We start from the raw sequence: 20,939 nt of genomic DNA, 5'->3' as shown, positions 1-20,939 counted from the left end.
TCAGCCGTGCAACCCGCATTCGGTCTTCGCCTGACCCGCCCAGCGGCCGCTGCGCGGGTCCGCGCCCGGCGCCACCTTCGCCGTGCACGGCGCGCAGCCGATGGACAGGTAACCCTCGGACACCAGCGTGTTCTCCAGGACACCGTGCTCGTCGATGTAGGCGCGGAACTCCTCGTCGGTCCACGGCGCGATCGGGTTGATCTTGACCAGGCCGTTGCGCTCGTCCCATCCGACGATCGGCGTGCCGGCCCTGGTCGGCGCGTCGACCCGGCGCACCCCGGTCACCCACGCCGGATACCGCGCCAGGGTCTCCCGGAGCGGAACCACCTTACGCAGTTGGCAGCAGAGGTTCGGGTCGCGCTCGTAGAGCCTCGGCCCGTATTCGGCGTCCTGTTCGGCGACGGTCTGCCGGGGGACCGCGTTGATCACGCGGATGTCCGGATAGACCGTGGCGACCGCGTCCCGGGTGCCGATGGTTTCCGCGAAGTGGTAACCGGTCTCCAGGAACAGCACGTCCACATCGGACTTGATACCGGTGACCAGGTCGATGAGCACGGCATCCTGCATGTTGGAGGCGACGATGAAGTCGTCGCCGAAGGTTTCCACCGTCCAGCGCAGGGCTTCGATCGCGCTCGCCTCCGCGAGTTCCTCGGAAGCCCGTTCCGCCAGTGCTTTCAGTTCCGTCGCATCCCGCGTGATCTTCGAACCGACACTCATTTCGCTCCCTCCGGTGGCCGAAGGCCGGAAAACGTCACGGTGAACACCCTCCGGCAGGAAAAGCACAGCCATCCGGAGTCCTCGGCCGGACGGAGATCTTCGTCGCCGCAGAAGGGGCAGTAAAACGGCGTGGCACGCTCGCTCATCGCTGTTCCTCCGCGAGTCTGCGCGCGACCGCGATCGGATCGCCTGGGCGCTGCTGACGAGTTCGGGTCGCGTAGCCACGAACGGCGTCCTGCCGCCCCGATAGCGGGGCTTCGCCGGGGCGCGCGTTATGGTCGGCTTGACAGCCGCGTGTCAGCGCAGATGGTTTCATCGCAGATCGTCCTCCGCGGCCCGTGCCACCCATTGCGGGAACCGCTCGCCTTCTTCGCGCTGGGCCAGGTAGGCGCGCACCACGCGCTCCACGTAGTCGACCAGTTCGTCTCCGATCACCTTGTGGCCCCGCAGTTTGCGGCCGAACCCGGCGTCGAGGCCGAGGCCGCCGCCGAGGTGCACCTGGAAACCCTCGACCTGGTTGCCGTCGGCGTCGGTGACGATCTGGCCCTTGAGCCCGATGTCGGCGGTCTGGATCCGGGCACACGAGTTCGGGCAGCCGTTGAGGTGCACGGTCACCGGATTGTCCACTTCGGACTGGACGTCGGCGAGCCGCCGTTCCAGCTCGGAGACCAGGTCACGGGCGCGAGCCTTGGTCTCCACGATGGCGAGCTTGCAGAACTCGATCCCGGTGCAGGCCATCACCCCGCGTCGCCACGGGCTCACGTCGCTGGGCAGGCCGAGGTCGTCCAGCTCGGCGCGCAGGCCGGCCAGTTCGGATTCCGGCACGTCGAGGATCAGGATCTTCTGGAGCGGGGTCAGCCGTACCCGGGACGAGCCGGCGCGCTCGGCCGCCTTGGCCAGCGCGACCAGGGTCGACCCGGTGACCCGGCCGGCGACCGGTGCCACGCCGACGGAGAACCGGCCGTCCTTCTGCCGATGCACCCCGACGTGATCGTGCTGCCGCTCCGGCACCTCGGGCGCGGGCCCGTCGACCAGAGGCCTGCCGAGGTACTCCTCCTCCAGCACCTGGCGGAACTTCTCCGCACCCCAGTCCTTGACCAGGAACTTCAGCCGCGCCCGCGAGCGCAGCCGCCGGTAACCGTAGTCGCGGAACACGCTGATCACGGCCGCCCAGACCTCGGGCACCTCAGCCAGGGGAACCCAGGCGCCCAGGCGCTGCGCGAGCATCGGGTTGGTGGACAGGCCACCGCCCACCTGCAGGTCGAAGCCGGGGCCGTGGTCCGGGTGCCGCACGCCGACGAAGGCCACGTCGTGCACCTCGTGTGCCACGTCCGGCAGCCCCGAGATCGCGGTCTTGAACTTGCGCGGCAGGTTCGCGTACTCGGGTTTGCCGAGGTAGCGGCGCTTGATCTCGTCGATCGCCGGGGTGCCGTCGATCACCTCGTCGGCGGCGATACCGGCCAGCGGGGAGCCCAGGATGACGCGCGGGCTGTCCCCGCAGGCGGTCATCGTGGTCAGACCCGCGCCTTCGAGTTTCTCCCAGATCTCGGGCATGTCCTCGATGCGGATCCAGTGGTACTGGATGTTCTGCCGGTCGGTGACGTCCGCGGTGTCGCGCGCGTAGGTGTTCGAGATCTCACCGATCAGCGAAAGCTGTTCGGTGGTGAGGGCGCCACCGTCGATCCGTACCCGCAGCATGAAGTACTCGTCGTCGAGTTCTTCCGGGTCCAGGGTTGCGGTGCGGCCGCCGTCGATGCCGGGCTTGCGCTGGGTGTAGAGGCCGTACCAGCGGAACCGGCCACGCAGATCGCCCGGGTCGATCGCGTCGAAGCCCTGCGGCGCGTAGATGTTCTCGATGCGGGCGCGGACGTTGAGCGGGTGGTCGTCCTTCTTCGAGCGTTCGTTGGGGTTGAGCGGCTCGCGGTAGCCGAGCGCCCATTGCCCTTCGCCCCTGCGCTGTTGGGCGCGCGGGGCGTGGGCGCGGGTTTCGCGCGCGGGCGGGGCCATGAGTGTCCTCCGGGTTTGCTGCTCGTCCCGGGTGCGCGTGCGACGTGCCGAAGGCAGGGAGCATCGCGCGACCCCGGTGGCGGATGGGGGTGGGGCGGAGTCAGCCGTCGCGGCGGCAGAGCGCGCTCGCGACGCGCCGGTAGTCGACGTGGCGACGCACGACGAGCGGGACACCGGCACAAGTCACGTTTCAGAGCGTGCCAAATGCTCATGATGTGGTCCAGCCTCGCCCAGATCCTGGGAACCCACGCGGTTCTCTGGTAATGGGGAGCATCGGGGACACTTGAGGGGTGTTCGGGGTTTATGTGCATGTGCCGTTCTGCGCGACGCGGTGCGGCTATTGCGACTTCAATACCTACACCGCCAAGGAACTGGGCGCGGACGCGTCCACCCGGACGTGGCTGGAGGCGCTGAAGCGCGAGCTGGAATTCGGCGTGCGCACGGCCGGGAACCGGCCCGCCGAGACGGTCTTCGTCGGCGGCGGGACGCCGTCGCTGCTGGGCGCGGGCGGGCTGGGTGAGGTTCTGGACGCGGTCCGTGACTCCTTCGGGCTGGCGCCCGGCGCGGAGGTGACCACCGAGTCCAACCCGGAGTCGACCTCACCGGAGTTCTTCGCGGGAATCCGTGACGCCGGCTACACGAGGGTGTCGCTGGGCATGCAGTCGGCGGCGCCGCACGTGCTGAAGGTGCTCGACCGGGTGCACACCCCGGGCCGGCCACCGGCCGCGGCCCGCGAGGCCCGCGCGGCCGGGTTCGATCACGTGAATCTCGATCTCATCTACGGCACGCCGGGGGAGCGGACCGGGGATCTGCGCGCCTCACTGGAGACGGTGCTCGACGCGGGAGTCGATCACGTGTCGGCGTACTCACTGATCGTGGAGGACGGCACCGCTTTGGCGCGCAGGGTGCGACGCGGCGAACTGCCCGCCCCGGACGACGACGTGCTCGCGGCCGACTACGAACTGATCGACCGGACTTTGAGGGGGGCGGGCCTGACCTGGTACGAGGTATCGAACTGGGCTTCCTCGCCGGAAGCGCGGTGCCGGCACAACCTCGGCTACTGGCTCGGCGGCGACTGGTGGGGCGCGGGCCCGGGCGCGCACAGCCACCTCGCGGGCGTCCGCTGGTGGAACGTGAAGCACCCGGCCCGCTACGCCGCGTTGCTCGCCGAGGGCCAGTCCCCGGAGGCCGGTCGTGAGGTACTGACGCCCGCCGACGTGAGGCTGGAGCGGATCATGCTCGAACTGCGGCTCGCCGAGGGACTGCCGTTGGAGGCGCTCGAAGCGGACGGTGAGCGGGAAGCCCGGGTCGCCGCCGATGACGGCTTGCTGAGCCTCGTCGGCGACCGCGCGATCCTGACATCCCGAGGCCGCCTCCTGGCCGACGCGGTCGTCCGCCGCCTCGCCGCGTGAGGCTCAGGCGTCCCGCTGGGCGATGAACGTGCCTTTGCAGCGCAGCGTCACGACCAGGCCGCGAGACCGGAGAATCCGCGTAGCGTGCCGGGCGGTACCGAGCGAGACACCGTAACTCTTGGCCAAGCGGCGCTCGGCCGGAAGCGGTGTGTTCGGGGGGAGGTCTCCGGCGGCGATCCGCTGGGCCAGGTGTTCGGCCATCTTCTGGTACAGGTAGGTGCGGGGGTCATCGTCAAGGTGATAGTTGGTCATAGGTTCCTGGATTCCTGCTCCACGCGGCTTTCGGTTCGCCGCTTCAAGAGGACACGGCAGAGCAACGCGACGCCGAAGAGTGTGGGTGGGCTCAGCATCAGCAGTGCGAATACGACCAGCTTGTGCATGGGCGCTCCCTTCCTCGTTACGGAATTCGTGTCGGCTGGCACCGGGCGTGGGGTGCCTCGGGTGCATGCGAGAAGCTTCGGTGCGCCGATGGAAGGCGGCTATCACGGGTTTCGACTGGAAACCATGCGTCGGATGCATATGTCGCTGCAGCAGTGAGGCCTAAGCTTGATGCACAATGAGCTAGTGGATTACTACTCACTGTAAGTTTCATCAGGGGACGGAAATGCGCGGGTCCGTGGACTACTGCCGCTGTGGGACGCGGCTTGCTCATGACCATCGAGGTCGGCTGTGTGGGGCCTGCCAGGAGCGGCGCCGGAACGTCCTGATCGGTGCGCCGCAGGTACCGCATGAGTTCTGGCAGACAGACCGGATGCGGGACGCGCTCGACGCCTGGCATATGGGCCGGGTGGTTCAGGCGTACCGCTACCACCCCTGGCACGGCCGTCCCTTGCCGCAAGGTGTGGTGGCCGGGTGGTGCGGGCTCACCCAGACGCAGCTCAGCCGGATGGAGAATGGTGCGCCACCCCAGGATCTCACCAAGCTCATACAGTGGGCGCGTGTCCTTCACGTGCCCACTCAACTCCTGTGGTTCAAGCTGCCGGGCGCGCTTGTCGCCGCCGATGCGGAGGGAGCCCTGGCTCCGGAGGACAGGGGTGAGGACATGAACCGCCGCGAAGTACTGCGCCTGTTGAGTCTGTCCGGCAGCTTGCTGGCCGTCCCGGCGATCGATCAGCTTGATCATGATCGTCTGGCCGCGGCCGCGGAACGTCCAGCGAGCCTCGATCGGGCCACGATCGACGAGTACGAGCGGTTGAACGTGCGGCTCTGGCATACGTTCGCGCAGTCGAAGTCCAAGCGCCTGACCTTCCCTCTGGTTCGCGGACAACTCGATGCGCTCACGAACGCCTTGCGGTCACCCCAATCCCCGGCCGTGCGCCAGCGCCTGTGCGCGTTGGCCGGAGACCTCTTCCAGCTGTGTGGGGAGATCTTCTTCGACGGCGATCAGTACACCGACGCCGCCTCCTGTTATTCGCTGGCCGCCAACGCGAGCAAGGAGGCCAGCACCTTCGATCTTTGGGCGTGCGCGATGACCCGCCATGCTTACGTCGCGGTCTACGAACGGCGATTCGACGCGGCCGTGCCACTTCTCGACGCGGCGGCGGGCCTTGCGGAACGAGGTGATCCGGGCCTGGCTACCCGGCATTGGGTCGCCGCGGTACAGGCCGAAACCTATGCCGGGATCGGAGATTTGGGCGGCTGCGAACGGGCTTTGGACAGGGCAGACGAGGTTGCGGGAAGCAGCCAGCCGGCGCATACCGGTGGCTGGCTTCGTTTCGGGAGTTCACGGCTCGCCGAGAACCGTGGAATGTGCTACGTCGATCTGCAACGGCCGGAGCTGGCGGAACCGGCACTCACCGGTGCTCTGAAGTCCGGCCTCTCGGCTCGCCGTCGTGGTGGCGTTCTCACCGGGCTGACAGGAGTCGGGATCCAGCGTCGCGATGCCGACCAGATTGTCATGTACGGCAACGCTGCGCTCGACGCCGCGTTACAAACTGGATCGGCCGGCTACCTCGGCCGGAAGCTGCACGGTCTTCGGCCCCAGCTCAAGCCGTTCTTGGTGGACGGCCATGTTCGCCATCTCGATCAGCAGATTGCCCGGCTCAAGGCCGTTGCGGCAGAGTGAAGCGAAGGAGTGCGTGTTGTCATCGTTGTCCGAGGAACCCGGGCGGATCTTTCGTGAGGCCTGGATCGCGGGTGTCAAGCGGCACTATCCCGGTGAGCCCAAGGCGAGCTACATCGTGCCGTGGTCCCAAACGTCGGAGTGGGAGCGGGCGAGTGCCGCGGCAGTGTGCGAGCAGGTGCGGCAGTTCGTCGAGATTTCCGGTGGTAGCACGGCGAAACTGACTCGCGCCCAGAAGGGCCGGTTCGTGGCGTTGTGCTGGATCGCCCAGATCTACCGGCGTATTCCCGATCCGAAGCCGGCTTACGTGGCCGACTGGGACGATCTGCCCCCGTGGCAACAAGAAACCGACGCGGACATCTTCGAGACGATCGAGAAGACCGTCGCAGGCTCTGAACTCCAGCCCGAAGGCACGGGTTGATCGGTTGCCTGGCTGGTCAGGGTGCGACGAGGCCGAGGCGGATCAGGCTGCGCGCGGTGTCGACGATCGTGGCTTCCGTGTCGCGGGGCGCCCATCCGAGTACGTTGCGGGCCTTTTCGGTGTGCAGGACGGGTATCCGGCCCAGTTGGCCGACCGAATCACGCAGGGCCGGATTCGACCGGGCCGCTTCGCGCACCTGCTCGGGGGTCAGTTCGACGGTCGGGACCTTGGCCGCGGCAGCACCGAGATGCTTGGCCAGTATCCGGGCCAGGCGGAGGAAGCTGATCGTTTCGCCGCCGGCGAGGAACCGTTGCCCCGCGGCGGCGGGATGGGTCATGGCCCGCAGGTGGATGTCCGCGACGTCGCGGACATCCACCACGACGAAGTACAGCGGCGGCACAACCGGCATCGAACCGTCCAGCATCGCTTTGACCAGGCCGGTCGACGCGGAGAGGTGCGGTCCGAGCGGCGGGCCGAAGATCCCGCTCGGGTTGATCACCGAAAGTTCCAGGTCGCCGCCCTCGCTCCGGACGAAATCCCAGGCCGATCGTTCCGCGATCGTCTTCGACCGTACATAGGGCGTGTTGTCGTCGGCCGGGTCGGTCCAGTCGGTCTCGTCGTACTCGTCGCCGGGCTTGCGGCTGTACCCCACCGCGGCGAACGAGGACGTCAGCACGACCCGCTTCACACCGCCGTCACGCGCTGCGCGCAGGACACGGAGCGCACCGTCGCGCGCCGGGACGATCAGGTCGTCGGCGTTGTCCGGCTGGGTGGCCGGGAACGGTGACGCGACGTGGATGACGTAGGCGCACCCGTCGACGGCGTCCGCCCATCCCCTGTCCATGGACAGGTCGGCGCTGACAATGTCGAGCCTGCCGGCGGGGTCGGACACCATCGCCCGGACCTCCGCGCGCCGGTCGAGTGAGCGGATTGTCGTGCGCACTCGGTAGCCCCCGTCCAGGAGCCGAGCGACCATGTGCGATCCGGCGAAGCCGTTGCCTCCGGTCACGAGCACGAGGTCGTCGTGTGGGGATTTCGTTGTCATGTCTTCTCGCCCTCGAGGTCGTCAACGCATTTCGAGAATGACCGGCATGATTTCGGTGATGGCGCGATGCTCGGCCGAGGCGTCGTCACGGTCCCGTGCGGCCCACATGTCGGCCTTGAGTCGCAGGTAACGCAGCCGGACCCGCAATCGCTCGATCTCCCCGGCCACACGCTCGGCGTTGCGTTGGAACAGTTCGTGTAGCTGCGAGGCATCGCGCGTGTCCAGGTGACGGAGGTAGGCGCGCATGTCTTTCACGCTCATCCCGCTCGAACGCAGGCAGGCCAGTGCTTCGACCTTCTCCACGACGGCCGGACCGTAGCGGCGGTGGCCGCTGGTCGCGTCGCGGTCGACGGCGTCGATCAAGCCGATTTTCTCGTAGTACCGCAGAGTCGGCTCGGACAACCCGCTCAGTCTCGATACCTCCTGGATCGTGAGGTGAGCGGTGTCCTCGGCGTTGCCGGTCGTTGCCATGCGGCCAGTGTGCGGGACTTGAAGCGCTTCAAGTCAAGTCGTGACGCGTCGGCCGTTCAGAACTCGGCGCGGAAGATGCGCAGGCTGTCCCTGAACCAGCCGATCCGGCTGCTCACACGGTAGAACCGGCGCAGGCCGGGGTTGGGGATCTGCTGGTAGGCGGTCATCACGGCGACGTTGTCGCGGTGACGCAGCCGCGGGTCCCAGCGCTCGATGTCCGAGCCGCCGCGGATGGCCGTCCAGTAGGCCGGGTAGGGGTACCAACGGCTCAGGTATTTCTTCAGTAGATGGGTCATTTTGGCGGCCCAGGGCAACACGCTGTCGAAGATGAGCTCACCGCTCGGGAAGCGGTCGGTGAGTCGCCGGAGCAGTTGCCGTACTTCGGCTTCGTGCAGGTACATCAGCAGGCCTTCGGCGATGATCAGGGTCGGCCGGCCGGCGGGGATTTCGGCCAGCCACGCCTCATCGGTCACCGACGCGGCGATCATGTGGTAGCCGTCGGTCTCCTGGTAGAGCCGGCGGCGAAGGGCGATGACGTCGGGCAGGTCGACGTCGAACCAGCGCACCCCGGCGGGCAGGTCGAGCCGGAACGCCCGGCTGTCCAGACCGCAGGCCAGGTGCAGCACGGTCGCGTCGGGGTGGCGGCGCAGGAAGTCGATGGTCCACTCGTCGAACCGCGTGGCCCTCAGCACGACGGGAAACCGGTTGCGGGCCATGTTCGGCTTGTCGAGCTTGGACCAGTCGTAGGCGATCCGGTCCACGGCGTCGGCGGCGAAGCGGTCGCCTAGGACGGGATGCGGGTCCTTGGCGTCCAGCGCCCTGAGGAACAAGGTGACGAGCATCGTGGACTGCACGCCGGTGAAGTCGACCTTCCCAGCCATCATCGTTCAGGCCCCCGTACAGAGTGTTCAGAAATTTGTGAAACAACTGTACGGCACGGTCTGTGCGGGCGGCAAGGCGCGGCGGCCCCGGCGCGGGTGCCCTCACCGAAGGTCTGTTGCCGGCCATATTGCCGAGGTTATCGCCCGGGATGCTGAAAGCGCTTTCCCTTCCCCGGACCCGCCGGAGAAGTTTCGAAACAAAAAGCCGGGACGACAGCGCAACTCATCCGGGGGTCCGCGCATCCTGTTGATGTGCAGTTCGAGGAGTTCTCCCGAGAACAACTGCCGGGGCTGGTGCGGTTCGCGGCCGTGCTGACCGGGGATCGTGACCTGGCGCAGGACATCGTGCAGGACGCGCTGGTGCGCGCGCATCTGCGCTGGTCACGTGTTTCGGCCGCGGACCGCCCCGACCTCTATCTGCGCAAAATGGTCGTCAACGGTTATCTGTCCTGGCGGCGTCGCTGGTATCAGCGCTCAGTTCGGCCGATAGCGGACACGAGCTGGGTCGCCGAGCCCGCCACCGCCGATCCCGCCACCCGCATCGCCGACCACGACCAGCTGGCGGGGCTGCTTTCCGGCCTGTCCCGCGCCCAGCAGGCGGCGATCGTGCTGCGGTTCTACGAGGACCGTGACGACAACGAGATCGCGGCCGTGCTGGGCTGCGCGGTGGGCACGGTCCGCAGCCACATTTCCCGGGGCCTGTCCGCCCTGCGGATCCGCTTGAGGAACGAACTGGAGGTGGCGTGACCATGGTCGAACTGGACGACCTGCGAGAGATCCTGCGTGCACGCGAACCTCTGGCGCCGGAACCCGGAGAGGTCTTCTCCGGTGCCGAGCGGCGGTACCGGCGGGTGCGGACCCGTCGGCGCGTGGTCGGCGCGGCGGCCGCCGTCGTGGTCATCACCGCGGGGCTCTCGGTCGGGCTCGGGCTGGCGCGCCAGCACGGTTCCCCCGCGCCCGCGCCGCAGGTGCAGGCGGCCGCCCCGCCGTCCGATCCCCTCGTGGTGCCGGCGTCCTCGCTGCCGTTCACCGTCGTCAAGGCCGGCGATGCCCAGCTCACCAGCTGGACGATCAGCGAACGCGGTACGTTGGCGGCCTATGACTGGGGCGGCCTGGAGTACACGGTCGTCACCTCCGACAACGATCCCGAAACGGGCTACGACACTCCGCCGACCACCGTCTCGGTCAACGGTACCCGGGCGTCCTTGCGGTGGTTGGGAAACTCCACGACACAGGTCAGCTGGCCGTTGACGCCGGGTAAATGGGTCGCCGTCAGCGCTGAGGTGAAGTACGTGACTCCCGATCAGCTGCTGGTCTTCGCGGATACCGTGCGCCTCGCGCCGGCCCCGGTACCGACCTTGATCCATTCGTTGCGGGTTCCCGCCGGGCTGAGCGTGGCAACCAGGCGTGGCACGGCCTCCCAGGACACGGTGACCCTGTGTCCCACCGGTTCCGGCGCCGGCGCGGGCGCAATCGCCGGCAGCGTCGCCGGCAAGATGCCGAACTGTGTGGTCGTCACGGCGTCCAGAGGTGTCTCGGTGCCGCAACGGTCGCCCACCGGGACTACCGAGCCGTCACCGGGGCGGCACGCGGTGGTCGACGGGATCGACCTTTCCGTATCGGGGGATGGACGGTCCGTGGTTCGCCAGTTCCCCGGCCGGTCGCTTCAGGTCATGGAACTGGAGGGCGACCCCTCGGTGCTGCCCGCGGTCGCCGCTTCCGTGGTCATGAACTGACTTCCCGCTCCCGCTTCTGTCCGGAAAGGACGGTCGCGGAGAGTGCGTGGAGATTGTCGAAGGCGCGGATGAGGTGCGCGTCCAAGCTCTTCGAAGGGTCGTCGATCCAGGCTTGGACCGCGTGCTGATAGGCGGCCCAACCGGTCCGGGCGGCGAGGTCGGCCAATCCGGCACCGGCGCCGCGCTGCCGCAGCGCCTCCGCCACGGCTTCAGTGAGCCACGCGTGCTTGGCCAACTCGCGTTCGCGGAGCGCCGGCGTCACGGCGATGATCTTCCATCTCGGTTCGGAGAACGGGCGGCTTTCCTCCAGGTTCCGCGCGGATTTCCGGAAGGCACACAGCAGTACCTCGAACGGCTCCAGCCTCTCGGGCGCTTCAATGACCGCCCGCATCAGGCCGGCGCGTAAGTCGGCTTCGCCATCGAAGAGCACCTCGCGCTTGTCCGGGAAGTGCCGGAAGAAGGTGCGCTCGTTGACCCCGGCCCGGGTGGCGATCTCCGCCGCTGTGGTCTGGTCGAACCCGCGTTCCCGGTACAACTCCAGCGCCGCCTGCCGAAGGCGGCGGCGCGCTTCTGCTCCGCTCCGTGGCACCCCCCGACCTTACCGTGTTGCGCCAGTGACTGGCCTCACCTTGCGCCAGTGACTGACACTACGCGTAGAGTCAGTCACTGGCGCTAAGTAGTGCCATCAACTGGCGTAAAACGGGAGCGTTCCATGCATGTCTTCGTCACCGGGGGCACGGGCCAGACCGGCCCCGCCGTCGTCTCCGAGCTCGTCGCGGCGGGCCACACCGTCACCGGCCTTGCCCGCTCGGATGCCGCCGCCGCCAAGCTGGAGGCGCTGGGTGCCACACCACATCGCGGATCCCTGGATGATCTCGACGGTCTGCGCCGCGGCGCCGAAGCCGCCGACGGTGTCCTGCACATGGCCTACGGCGGCGACTTCGCCGATCCGGACGGCCTCGCGCGTCGCGACCGCGCCGCGATCGAGGCTCTCGGCCAGGCGCTGGCCGGGTCCGGCAAACCGTTCGTCAGCACGTCGGGCACGTTGGTCACCAGGGCGGGCCGGGTCGGCAGCGAGCGGGAGGCGCCGGATCCGGATTCGGTCGCCGCCTTTCGCATCGCGGGCGAGCGCGCCTGTCTGGCCTTCGCGGATCGCGGAGTCCGAGCCGGCGTCGTGCGGCTCGCACCGACCGTGCACGGCCCGGGTGACCACGGGTTCATCCCGGCTCTCATCGCGGCCGCGCGCAGGGCGGGTGTCTCGGCCTACATCGGTGACGGCGCCAACCGCTGGCCCGCCGTCCACCGTCTGGACGCCGCCCGGGTTTTCCGCCTGGCGTTGGAAAAAGCTCCCGCCGGAAGCGTGCTGCACGGCGTCGGAGAAAGCGCTGTCACGATCAGGAGCATCGCCGAGCGGATCGCGCGGTCACTCGGCATTCCCACTGTCTCACTGACCCTCGAGCAGGCCGCCGAGCATCTCGGAAACCCTTTCCTGGCCAGGTTTTTCTCTCTCGACGTGCCCGTCTCCAGCGAGCACACCCAGGCATTGCTGGGCTGGGTGCCGGAACACCCGACGTTGCTGGAGAACCTCGAGACCGGCGACTACTTCGACCCGGAGGCCGGCCGTCGCGCCGAGGAGATCTGGTTGCGGCACGGCTGACCCGGACGCTCAGCTCCAGATCGTGACGTAGACCGGGGGCCGGAACCGCGAGGGCGGCACGCCGCTGCCCGGCGAGCGCATGACCTGCATCGCGGCCGGTGTGCCCAGGAAATGCAGCAGGGATCCGGCCGCGACCGACCGGCGATCCCTGGGCAGGGTGGTGAGATGCCAGCAGACCGTCGCCGGGGTGGTGGGAGTCGGCACGATCGCGAGTTCGTGGCGCCGCAACTGCGGCGCGACCAGGTGCTCGACCGCGATCGACACCCCCTCTCCGCCGGCCGCGGCGGCCCAGGCGGCGGTCTGGTTGGGGAACACGCTGATTTCGGAATCGGGCACGCCCAGCCGGTGCAGGATCTGCGCGACATCGCTCTCGGCATCGGCACCCGAGGGACCGACCAGCCACCGCCACCGTGCGGGGGGACCACGGTGGCGGTCGCGCGGCGAGCCCACCGCGACCAGCGTGCAGCGGAAGACCGGGGTGGACTCCAGCGCGCCCGGCAGGCACGGGCCCAGCGCGGCGTCGGCGAGCCGGTTGCTCACCAGTACCGGCATTTCGGCGACGCGCGCGAGCCCGGCGGAGGCGTCGACGGCCTGTCCGGACCGCGTGCTGAACGCCGCCAGAAGCGGGTTCGCGACGAACTCGCCGATGGTGCTGGTGACCGCGATCTGGAGCCGCTCCGCGACGCCGTTGGCCTCGCGGACCGCGGCGTCGGCATCGGCGCCGAGAGCGATCATCTGGGACGCGATCGGCAGGAGCCTGCTTCCGCCCGGGGTGAGGGTCATGCCCTCGGCGGTGCGCACGATCAGCTTGTCGCCGTGGTGCTGCCGCAGCGCTCCCAGCGCCTGTGACACCGCGGGTTCACTGACCCCCAGCGCCCGCGCCGCGTCGGTCACCGAGCCGAGCCGGGCGACCATCACGAAGGCACTGAGCTGGCCCAGGGTCATGACCCTCCAGCTTACCAATCCGGCCAAAAGCAGGCGGAGACTCTCCGCAGCCAATCTGCTTGTATAGATCCATTTCCGCCGTGGCTGTGGTCGGATTGGTAACGATCGGCACAGTTGCCGACAGCTGCGCGGGTACCAGCGTTTTCGCTGGTCGGCGCAGGGGCACGAACTCACCCGAGCGGTGTGCCCAGCAGGGGGAGCTTGCGCAGGTCTTCGAGGGTCGTCTGCAGGCCCGCCAAGGCGCAGATGGCGCGCATGGTGATGTCGTAGTCGGCTTGCCCGGGTTCGAGATCCTCGTCCTCCACGACGCCGGCCGCTTCGAAGGCGGCGCGTAGTTCGTCGGGCAGGTCCGCGAGATCGGTTTCGAGGTCGAGGCTGTCGACGTCGATCCAGGCGAGTTGTTCGCCGTTGACGGCGTAAGTGAGGCTGGCGTCCGCGTTGATGGTGTAGGTGCTGGTCGCCGCGGTACGTCCGTCTTCGGACAAAGAAAGCACCACCGTCTCATCGCCGGCCGTGGCTCCGGCGTCGTCGTAGACGAAAGTCCATTCCCCGACGCGTCCCGCGAGCAGCGCGGCGCAGTCGCCTGGTGTGATCCCGAGTGCCGCGGCAGGAAGTGAGCTCCACTCGTCCGGCTTCCGCTCGGGCAGTTCGCAGGGCTGGAACAAGTGGGGTTTGGCGCCGACGGCCTCCAGTGCGGCGGCCGGTTCGAGGCCGCGGACCACGTGCAGGGTGTGGTTCGGATCGTCGTTGGCCAGTTCGGTGATCCAGATCGGGCATCCGTCGTCATCGAGGGTGTGGGGCGGGAAACCGGGGGTGGGCATCGTGAACTCCTTTCTCTTGTCTCACACGCCGACGGGCTCGAACCGCGCTCAGTGCCTCTGACCGGTCCATCTCGGTGCCGGTCGCGCGAGTCTGGACGGCGAAGAGTAGCGCAGAGAATTCTCGTCCATCTCTTCCGGTTCACCGGGTCCTGCGGGTTCGGTGACCAGGGCCCATAAGGGAAGGGTTAACCAGCCGTTGTCCCCTCGCCGGTACGGCGGCAGCTTGTGAAAGATGCAGGTTCCCGCGCAGTTCCAGTACGAGAAGGCGACCAGTGTCGAGCACGCACTGAGCCTGCTCAGCCGGTATGGGCCCGAAAGCAGGCTGGTGGCAGGCGGCCACAGTCTCATCCCGATGATGAAGCTGCGTCTCGCCCAGCCGCAGGCCCTGATCGACATCAACGACCTCGCCGAGTTGGCCACGATCGGTATCCAGGAGAACACGCTGACCATCGGGGCGATGGTCCGGCACGCCGACCTGCTCGCCTCGGCGGTGGCCGGTGAGCATTTCCCGATCTTCCACGACGCCGAGCGCCTGATCGCCGATCCGGTCGTCCGCAACCGTGGCACGGTCGGCGGTTCGCTGTGCCAGGCCGATCCGTCCGAGGACCTGTCGGCGGTCTTCACGGCCCTTCGCGGCGAGGCGGTGATCCAAGGCGCCGACGGGCAACGGGTCGTGCCGGTCCGCGAGTTCTTCACCGGGCCGTACGAGACGGTGGTCGGCGACGACGAGATCCTGGTCGCGCTTCGCGTGCCGATCCGCTCGTCGGCGTCGGCCTACCAGAAGGTCGAACGGCGCGCGGGGGACTGGGCGGTGGCCGCCGCGGGCGCGGAGCTACGGCTGGACGGTGACCAGGTTGCCGAGGCCGGGATCGGCCTGACCGCGGTGGGGGCACGGGGATTCCACGCGCCGGAGGCCGAAGAGTTCCTCGTCGGTGGCCCGGCTACGGACGAGCGGTTCGAGCGAGCCGGCGCGATCGCCGCCGAGCACTGCGAGCCGGTCGCGGACCAGCGCGGCCCGGCCGGCTACAAGCGGCACCTCGCCGCGACACTCACCACCCGGGCGTTACGGCAAGCCAGGCAACGCTGGCGGGGACAGCACGGAACGGACGCGGGAACGGAGGGGTGAGCATGGAAATCAGCGTGACCGTGAACGGCCGGGAGTATCGGCGGGACATCGAGCCGCGGCTGCTGCTGGTGCACTTCCTTCGTGACACGCTGGGCCTGACCGGCACGCACTGGGGATGTGACACGTCCAACTGCGGCACGTGCGTGGTGTGGCTGGACGAGGTGCCGGTGAAGTCGTGCACGGTGCTCGCGGTGATGGCGGACGGGCACCGGGTCCGGACCGTGGAAGGGCTCGCGGACTCCGACGGACTGGACGCCGTGCAGCAGGGTTTCATCCAGTGCCACGGACTCCAATGTGGATTCTGCACGCCCGGCATGATGATGACCGCGCGGTGGCTGATCGACCACAATCCCGATCCGTCCGAAGAGGACATTCGCGAGGCGATCTCCGGACAGATCTGCCGGTGCACCGGCTACGAGAACATCGTGCGCTCGGTCCGCTGGGCCGCCGAACACGAGGCGGCCAGGGCCGAGGTTTCCTCTGAGACCTCCGAAACCTCTGAGAGTGAGGTGCCGGCGTGACCGCGATCGAAGAACACGCCCAGCAGGCTGGGACGCCGGTGGGCTACGGCAGGATGCATCGCAAGGAAGACGCGCGATTCATCCGGGGCCACGGCAACTACGTGGACGACATCACCTTGTCCGGGATGCTGCACGGCGCGGTGCTGCGCAGCCCGTTCGCCCACGCGAAAATCACCTCGATCGACACGACGTCGGCGGAGGCGCACCCGAAGGTCAGGGCCGTGATCACCGGCGAGACCCTCGCCGGGCTCGGCCTGGCCTGGATGCCCACGCTCTCGCATGACGTGCAGGCCGTGCTGGCCACCGACAAGGTGCGGTTCCAGGGCCAGGAGGTGGCGTTCGTCATCGCCGAGGACCGGTATTCGGCGCGGGACGCGCTCGAACTGATCGACGTCGACTACGAACCGTTGCCACCCGTGGTGGACGCCCGCAAGGCGCTGGACGCGGACGCCCCGGTGATCCGCGACGACCTGGAAGGCCGCACGGACAACCACATCTTCGACTGGGAAAGCGGTGATCGCGAGCGCACCGACGAGGTGTTCGCCGCCGCGGACGTGGTCGCCGAACAGGACATGCTGTACCCACGGGTGCATCCGGCACCGATGGAGACCTGTGGCGCGATCGCCGACATGGACCCGATCACCGGCAAGCTCACCGTGTGGACCACGACGCAGGCACCGCACGCGCACCGCACGATCTACGCGCTGGTCGCCGGGCTGCCCGAACACAAGATCCGCGTGGTGTCGCCGGACATCGGCGGCGGGTTCGGCAACAAGGTCGGCATCTATCCGGGTTACGTCTGCGCGGTGGTCGGGTCGATCGTGACGGGCAAGCCGGTGAAGTGGGTGGAGGACCGCTCCGAAAACCTGATGAGCACGTCCTTCGCCCGTGACTATCACATGCACGGCGAGATAGCGTCCACATCGGACGGTAAGATCCTCGGCATCCGGGTCCGCGTGCTGGCCGATCACGGGGCGTTCAACGGCACCGCGCAGCCGACGAAGTTCCCCGCCGGGTTTTTCGGCGTGTTCACCGGCTCCTACGACATCGAGGCCGCGCACTGTTCGGTCACCGGCGTCTACACGAACAAGGCGCCCGGTGGCGTCGCCTACGCCTGCTCGTTCCGGATCACCGAAGCGGTCTATCTCGTGGAGCGCATGGTCGACGTGCTCGCCTACGACCTCGGCATGGATCCGGCCGAGCTGAGGATGCGGAACCTTCTGCGGCCGGAGCAGTTCCCTTATCACAGCAAGACGGGCTGGGAGTACGACTCCGGTGACTACCCCCGGACGTTGCGGCTGGCACTGGAGAAGGCGGGCTACGACGAGTTGCGCTCGGAACAGGCGCAGCGGCGAGAGCTGAACGCCTCGGGCCGCAGCAAGGATCTCATGGGCATCGGCGTGGCGTTCTTCACCGAGGCCGTCGGCGCGGGGCCACGCAAGCACATGGACATTCTCGGCCTCGGCATGGCCGATGGTGCCGAACTGCGCGTGCACCCGACCGGAAAGGCCGTCCTGCGGCTGTCCTGCCAGAGCCAGGGACAGGGACACGAGACGACCTTCGCCCAGATCGTGGCCGAAGAACTCGGCATCTCACCGGACGACATCGACGTGGTGCACGGCGACACCGACCAGACACCGTTCGGGCTCGGGACCTACGGGTCGCGCTCGACGCCGGTGTCCGGCGCGGCGACCGCCGTGGTGGCGCGGCGGGTGCGTGAGCGAGCGAGGATCGTCGCCTCCGCGATGCTCGAAGTGAACCCGGTCGACCTGGAATGGGAGAAGGGCCGCTGGTTCGTCAAAGGCGACCCGGAGGCCGGGAAGTCCATTCAGGACATCGCGATGGCGGCACATTCGAGTCTCGAACTGCCCGAGGGGGTGGAAGGGCACCTCGATGCCGCCTGTGTGTACAACCCGCCGAACCTGACCTACCCGTTCGGTGCCTACCTCTGCGTGGTCGACGTGGACGCGGAGACCGGCCAGGTCAAGGTGCGGCGGTTCGTCGCGGTGGACGACTGCGGGGTGCGGATCAACCCGATGATCGTCGAAGGGCAGGTGCACGGCGGCCTCGCCGACGGCGTCGGGATGGCACTGATGCAGGTGATGGCGTTCGACGAGGACGGCAACCATCTGGGTGGGTCCTTTATGGACTATCTGCTGCCGACCTCGATGGAGTGCCCGTCGTGGGAACTCGGCGAAACCTGCACGCCGTCACCGCACCATCCGATCGGCGCGAAGGGGATCGGCGAGTCGGCGACGGTGGGCTCGCCCGCCGCCGTGGTCAACGCGGTGCTCGACGCGCTCAAGCCCTACGGCGTGCGGCACGCGGACATGCCGCTGACCCCGGCGGCCGTGTGGTGCGCGGTCCAAGGAAGTCCACTTCGGACGGATCTGGCACTCTCTTGACAGGGCGGGGTCTGATGGCCAGTACGGAACTGCTCGCGCACGCCGACTCGTTGCGGGCCGGTCGCAGGCCGTTCGTGCTCGCGACGGTCGTGCGTGCGCAACGGCCCACCAGCGCGAAGCCCGGCGACTGCGCGCTGGTACTGCCCGACGGGACGATCGAGGGGTTCGTCGGCGGTGACTGCGCGGAGGAGACCGTGCGCTCGCAGGGGGTGCGGTTGCTCGGCAGCGGGCATTCGGCGGTGCCGTTGTTGCTGCGGATCACCCCCGACGCCACGCGAGAGCGGTGCGAGGAAGGAGTGCTCACCGTCGGGAATCCATGCCTGTCGGGAGGCGCGCTGGAGATCTTCCTGGAGGCGCAGTTGCCGCCGGCGATGGTGGTGGTCTTCGGCGCTTCCCCGGTGGCGCGGGCGATCACCTCGGTCGGCCGTGAACTGGGCTACGACGTGCGGGCCGGTCGCGTCACCGGCACGGACGTGGATCTGCCCGAGGACACCGAGGCGGTCGTGGTCGCGACCCACGGACGCGACGAGGACACCGTGCTGCGCGCGGCGCTTTCGGCCGGTGTCCGGTACATCGGCCTGATCGCGAGCAGACGCCGTGGCGCGGCCGTGCTGGCGGCACTCGGAGTGTCCGAAGAGGACAGAAGTCGGCTGCACACCCCGGCGGGCCTGGACATCGGCGCCCGGACCCCGGCCGAGATCGCGGTTTCGGTGTTCGCCGAACTGATCGGGACCCGTCCGGCCCCGGAGACACCGTGAGCGGGGTCGCCACGCCCGCGGAACTGGCCGGGCGCCTGGAGACGGTCGGCTACCTGACCGACGAGGCCCTGGCGACCGCGCTGTTCCTCGCGGTCGCGATGGCCCAGCCGATCCTGCTCGAAGGAGAGCCCGGCGTCGGCAAGACCGAGGCGGCGAAATCACTGGCCCGCGCGCTCGACACGGAGCTGATCCGGTTGCAGTGCTACGAAGGGCTGTCGTCGGCGGACGCGCTCTACGAGTGGAACTATCCCCGGCAGTTGCTCGGCATCCGGCTCGCCGAGGCCCGAGGCGAAAAACCCTCGGAGGCCGACCTGTTCAGCGAGGACTACCTGCTGGCCCGGCCGTTGTTGTCGGCGATCGAGTACCCCGGGCCCGGACCGGCGGTGCTGCTCATCGACGAGGTGGACCGCGCCGACGACGAGTTCGAGGCGTTCCTGCTCGAACTGCTCGCGGAAGCGACGGTGACGATCCCGGAACTGGGCACGCGGCGAGCGCGGTTCCGGCCGCTGACCGTCCTGACCTCCAACCGCACCCGCGAGTTGCACGACGCGCTGAAACGGCGTTGCCTCTACCACTGGATCACGCACCCGGACACCGAACGGGTCGCCGCGATCATCCGGCTGCGCGTGCCGGGCGTCGCGGACTGGCTGGCGAGCCGCGTGGCTCGGTCGGTAGGGCGGTTACGCGGGCTCGAACTGTACAAGCCTCCCGGCGTCGCGGAGGCGATCAACTGGGCGGGGGCGCTCCACGCGCTCGGTGTGTCCACATTGGACGCCGACTCCGCGCGCCTGACGATGAGCGCGGTACTCAAGTACGAGGAGGACCGGGCACGCGCGGAGGGGTCACTGGCCGAGGTCGCCGGTGAGTGACCTCGCCACGCTCGCGGCACGCTTCGGCGAGGCGTTGCGAGCACAGGGTCTGGCCGTCGGTGCCGACCGATCGGCCCGTTTCGCGCGTGCGATCACCCTGCTCTCGCCCACACGCCCGGAGGAGCTGTACTGGTGCGCGCTGGCCACGCTCGTCTCCTCACCTGACCAGATCGCCACGCTCACCCAGGTGTTCATCACCGTTTTCGGGGAGCAGCAGAACCTCGCCTACGCGGCCGCGCGAGCCGCCCCCGCCGCAGTCGGCGCGCCGGGCCCGGACACCGGAGCGGAGAGCTCCCGCCGCGAGGTGGGGGAGCTGGCGAGTGGCGTGGAAAGACTGGCCGCGCGGGAATTCGCGGATCTGGACGCCGGCGAACTCGCCCGGTTGATCGAGCTGATGCGGAGATTCCGGCTGGTCACGCCGATGCGCCGGTCCCGGCGCAAACGGCCCTCGGCGTCCGGCCGTCGTGTGGACCTGCGCGAGACGCTGCGGCGGGCCCGCCGGTCCGGTGGTGAACCGGCGGCGCTGCGCCGGTGGGTGCCCCGCGAGAAACCGCGGAAACTCGTTGTGCTGTGCGACATTTCGGGTTCGATGCAGGCGCAGGCGCGCGCCATGCTGCAACTGCTGGTGTGCGCGGCTGGCGGCGCGCGCGCCGAGGTGTTCACCTTCGCCACCCGGCTGACCCGGCTCACCCGTGCGCTGGCCACCGACCCGGTCACCGCGCTGCGGCGGGCCGGTGACCAGGCACCGGACTGGTCCGGGGGCACCAGGATCGGCGAAACCCTCCGCGAGTTCCTCGATGTCCACGGCGCGCGGGGGATGGCCCGCGGCGCGGTCGTGGTGATCGTCTCGGACGGCTGGGAAACCGGCGATCCGGCCGTGCTCGGTGCGCAGATGGCCCGTCTGTCCCGCCTGGCGTACCGGATCGTGTGGGTCAACCCACGGACCGCCAAGCCCGGATACCGGCCACTGGCCGGTGGAATGGCGGCCGTGTGGCCCTACTGCGACGCGGTGGTCAGCGCACACCGCCTCGACGCCGTGGACGACCTGCTCGCCGCCGTGGCCGGGTAGGGCGGGCCCCACCCGG

At 68.8% G+C, this 20,939-nt stretch carries 23 protein-coding genes; 12 read left to right on the top strand and 11 right to left on the bottom strand.

Going from position 1 to position 20,939, the window contains the following annotated elements:
- The 4 genes from ACFSXZ_RS27295 to ACFSXZ_RS27280 form a co-directional block, all read right to left on the bottom strand.
- On the bottom strand, positions 1 to 717 hold the full coding sequence (locus ACFSXZ_RS27295; RefSeq protein WP_378268056.1) for a phosphoadenylyl-sulfate reductase: 717 nt from the start codon (positions 715 to 717) through the stop codon (positions 1 to 3).
- Positions 714 to 863: an Insertion element protein gene (locus tag ACFSXZ_RS27290; protein ID WP_378268055.1), complete on the bottom strand. Its 150-nt coding sequence runs from the start codon at positions 861 to 863 to the stop codon at positions 714 to 716. The genes ACFSXZ_RS27295 and ACFSXZ_RS27290 overlap by 4 nt, the downstream gene beginning before the upstream one ends.
- 166 nt (positions 864 to 1,029) lie before the next feature.
- On the bottom strand, positions 1,030 to 2,724 hold the full coding sequence (locus ACFSXZ_RS27285) for a nitrite/sulfite reductase (RefSeq protein WP_378268054.1): 1,695 nt from the start codon (positions 2,722 to 2,724) through the stop codon (positions 1,030 to 1,032).
- A gap of 100 nt (positions 2,725 to 2,824) precedes the next feature.
- The gene (locus ACFSXZ_RS27280) at positions 2,825 to 2,911 is read right to left on the bottom strand and encodes a putative leader peptide (RefSeq protein ID WP_378268087.1); all 87 of its coding nucleotides are present in this window, start codon (positions 2,909 to 2,911) and stop codon (positions 2,825 to 2,827) included.
- Between the two features lie 103 nt (positions 2,912 to 3,014).
- On the opposite strand from ACFSXZ_RS27280, the gene hemW reads away from it, so the two are divergent.
- A complete protein-coding gene (gene hemW / locus ACFSXZ_RS27275) occupies positions 3,015 to 4,136 on the top strand; it encodes a radical SAM family heme chaperone HemW (RefSeq protein ID WP_378268053.1) in 1,122 nt (373 codons plus the stop codon).
- 3 nt (positions 4,137 to 4,139) lie between these two features.
- On the opposite strand, the gene ACFSXZ_RS27270 is transcribed toward hemW, so the two are convergent.
- On the bottom strand, positions 4,140 to 4,388 hold the full coding sequence (locus tag ACFSXZ_RS27270; RefSeq protein ID WP_378268052.1) for a winged helix-turn-helix domain-containing protein: 249 nt from the start codon (positions 4,386 to 4,388) through the stop codon (positions 4,140 to 4,142).
- A gap of 499 nt (positions 4,389 to 4,887) precedes the next feature.
- Here ACFSXZ_RS27270 and ACFSXZ_RS27265 point away from each other — a divergent pair, with 499 nt between their 5' ends.
- Together ACFSXZ_RS27265 and ACFSXZ_RS27260 are read left to right on the top strand one after the other, a co-directional pair.
- Entirely contained in the window at positions 4,888 to 6,201 is a 1,314-nt protein-coding gene (locus ACFSXZ_RS27265) for a transcriptional regulator (RefSeq protein WP_378268051.1), read from the top strand.
- Positions 6,202 to 6,226: 25 nt separating this feature from the next.
- Entirely contained in the window at positions 6,227 to 6,619 is a 393-nt protein-coding gene (locus ACFSXZ_RS27260; protein ID WP_378268086.1) for a hypothetical protein, read from the top strand.
- A 16-nt stretch (positions 6,620 to 6,635) separates the two neighbouring features.
- Here the strand turns inward: ACFSXZ_RS27260 and ACFSXZ_RS27255 are convergent, their stop codons facing one another.
- Genes ACFSXZ_RS27255 through ACFSXZ_RS27245 form a run of 3 tightly spaced genes read right to left on the bottom strand, consistent with a single transcriptional unit; the run spans position 6,636 to position 9,019 of the window.
- Positions 6,636 to 7,664 (bottom strand): NAD-dependent epimerase/dehydratase family protein, encoded by a 1,029-nt coding sequence (locus tag ACFSXZ_RS27255; RefSeq protein ID WP_378268050.1) that lies wholly within the window; start codon positions 7,662 to 7,664, stop codon positions 6,636 to 6,638.
- A 21-nt stretch (positions 7,665 to 7,685) separates the two neighbouring features.
- Positions 7,686 to 8,135, bottom strand: a complete 450-nt coding sequence (locus tag ACFSXZ_RS27250; RefSeq protein ID WP_378268049.1) for a MerR family transcriptional regulator — start codon at positions 8,133 to 8,135, stop codon at positions 7,686 to 7,688.
- Positions 8,136 to 8,191: 56 nt separating this feature from the next.
- Positions 8,192 to 9,019 carry a class I SAM-dependent methyltransferase gene (locus tag ACFSXZ_RS27245; RefSeq protein ID WP_378268048.1) on the bottom strand — a complete coding sequence of 276 codons (828 nt, stop codon included), beginning with the start codon at positions 9,017 to 9,019 and terminating at the stop codon, positions 8,192 to 8,194.
- Between the two features lie 249 nt (positions 9,020 to 9,268).
- Here ACFSXZ_RS27245 and ACFSXZ_RS27240 point away from each other — a divergent pair, with 249 nt between their 5' ends.
- Both ACFSXZ_RS27240 and ACFSXZ_RS27235 read left to right on the top strand, forming a co-directional pair.
- Entirely contained in the window at positions 9,269 to 9,763 is a 495-nt protein-coding gene (locus ACFSXZ_RS27240; RefSeq protein ID WP_378268047.1) for a SigE family RNA polymerase sigma factor, read from the top strand.
- The gene (locus tag ACFSXZ_RS27235) at positions 9,760 to 10,752 is read left to right on the top strand and encodes a hypothetical protein (protein ID WP_378268046.1); all 993 of its coding nucleotides are present in this window, start codon (positions 9,760 to 9,762) and stop codon (positions 10,750 to 10,752) included. Before ACFSXZ_RS27240 ends, ACFSXZ_RS27235 begins: the two co-directional genes overlap by 4 nt.
- On the opposite strand, the gene ACFSXZ_RS27230 is transcribed toward ACFSXZ_RS27235, so the two are convergent.
- Positions 10,742 to 11,341 carry a TetR/AcrR family transcriptional regulator gene (locus ACFSXZ_RS27230; RefSeq protein WP_378268045.1) on the bottom strand — a complete coding sequence of 200 codons (600 nt, stop codon included), beginning with the start codon at positions 11,339 to 11,341 and terminating at the stop codon, positions 10,742 to 10,744. The genes ACFSXZ_RS27235 and ACFSXZ_RS27230 overlap by 11 nt on opposite strands.
- Positions 11,342 to 11,464: 123 nt before the next feature.
- Here ACFSXZ_RS27230 and ACFSXZ_RS27225 point away from each other — a divergent pair, with 123 nt between their 5' ends.
- Positions 11,465 to 12,409 (top strand): SDR family oxidoreductase, encoded by a 945-nt coding sequence (locus ACFSXZ_RS27225; RefSeq protein ID WP_378268044.1) that lies wholly within the window; start codon positions 11,465 to 11,467, stop codon positions 12,407 to 12,409.
- Between the two features lie 9 nt (positions 12,410 to 12,418).
- Here ACFSXZ_RS27225 and ACFSXZ_RS27220 read toward each other — a convergent pair whose 3' ends face one another.
- Together ACFSXZ_RS27220 and ACFSXZ_RS27215 are read right to left on the bottom strand one after the other, a co-directional pair.
- Positions 12,419 to 13,354 carry a LysR family transcriptional regulator gene (locus ACFSXZ_RS27220; RefSeq protein ID WP_378268043.1) on the bottom strand — a complete coding sequence of 312 codons (936 nt, stop codon included), beginning with the start codon at positions 13,352 to 13,354 and terminating at the stop codon, positions 12,419 to 12,421.
- A 170-nt stretch (positions 13,355 to 13,524) separates the two neighbouring features.
- On the bottom strand, positions 13,525 to 14,175 hold the full coding sequence (locus ACFSXZ_RS27215) for a DUF6461 domain-containing protein (protein ID WP_378268042.1): 651 nt from the start codon (positions 14,173 to 14,175) through the stop codon (positions 13,525 to 13,527).
- A gap of 232 nt (positions 14,176 to 14,407) precedes the next feature.
- On the opposite strand from ACFSXZ_RS27215, the gene ACFSXZ_RS27210 reads away from it, so the two are divergent.
- Genes ACFSXZ_RS27210 through ACFSXZ_RS27185 form a run of 6 tightly spaced genes read left to right on the top strand, consistent with a single transcriptional unit; the run spans position 14,408 to position 20,923 of the window.
- A complete protein-coding gene (locus ACFSXZ_RS27210; RefSeq protein ID WP_378268041.1) occupies positions 14,408 to 15,301 on the top strand; it encodes an FAD binding domain-containing protein in 894 nt (297 codons plus the stop codon).
- Positions 15,302 to 15,303: 2 nt separating this feature from the next.
- Positions 15,304 to 15,822: a (2Fe-2S)-binding protein gene (locus tag ACFSXZ_RS27205; protein WP_378268040.1), complete on the top strand. Its 519-nt coding sequence runs from the start codon at positions 15,304 to 15,306 to the stop codon at positions 15,820 to 15,822.
- Positions 15,823 to 15,875: 53 nt separating this feature from the next.
- On the top strand, positions 15,876 to 18,227 hold the full coding sequence (locus tag ACFSXZ_RS27200; RefSeq protein WP_378268085.1) for an aerobic carbon-monoxide dehydrogenase large subunit: 2,352 nt from the start codon (positions 15,876 to 15,878) through the stop codon (positions 18,225 to 18,227).
- Positions 18,228 to 18,241: 14 nt separating this feature from the next.
- Complete coding sequence (locus ACFSXZ_RS27195) at positions 18,242 to 18,985, top strand: XdhC family protein (RefSeq protein WP_378268039.1); 744 nt, start codon at positions 18,242 to 18,244, stop codon at positions 18,983 to 18,985.
- Positions 18,982 to 19,854 carry an AAA family ATPase gene (locus tag ACFSXZ_RS27190; protein WP_378268038.1) on the top strand — a complete coding sequence of 291 codons (873 nt, stop codon included), beginning with the start codon at positions 18,982 to 18,984 and terminating at the stop codon, positions 19,852 to 19,854. Before ACFSXZ_RS27195 ends, ACFSXZ_RS27190 begins: the two co-directional genes overlap by 4 nt.
- Positions 19,847 to 20,923: a vWA domain-containing protein gene (locus ACFSXZ_RS27185; protein WP_378268037.1), complete on the top strand. Its 1,077-nt coding sequence runs from the start codon at positions 19,847 to 19,849 to the stop codon at positions 20,921 to 20,923. Before ACFSXZ_RS27190 ends, ACFSXZ_RS27185 begins: the two co-directional genes overlap by 8 nt.
- The last annotated feature ends 16 nt before the right edge of the window (positions 20,924 to 20,939 follow it).

It is taken from the genome of Amycolatopsis pigmentata, assembly GCF_042684065.1.
In the GTDB taxonomy this organism is placed as follows: domain Bacteria; phylum Actinomycetota; class Actinomycetes; order Mycobacteriales; family Pseudonocardiaceae; genus Amycolatopsis_E; species Amycolatopsis_E pigmentata.
This window is presented reverse-complemented; position numbering and strand designations above follow the sequence as displayed.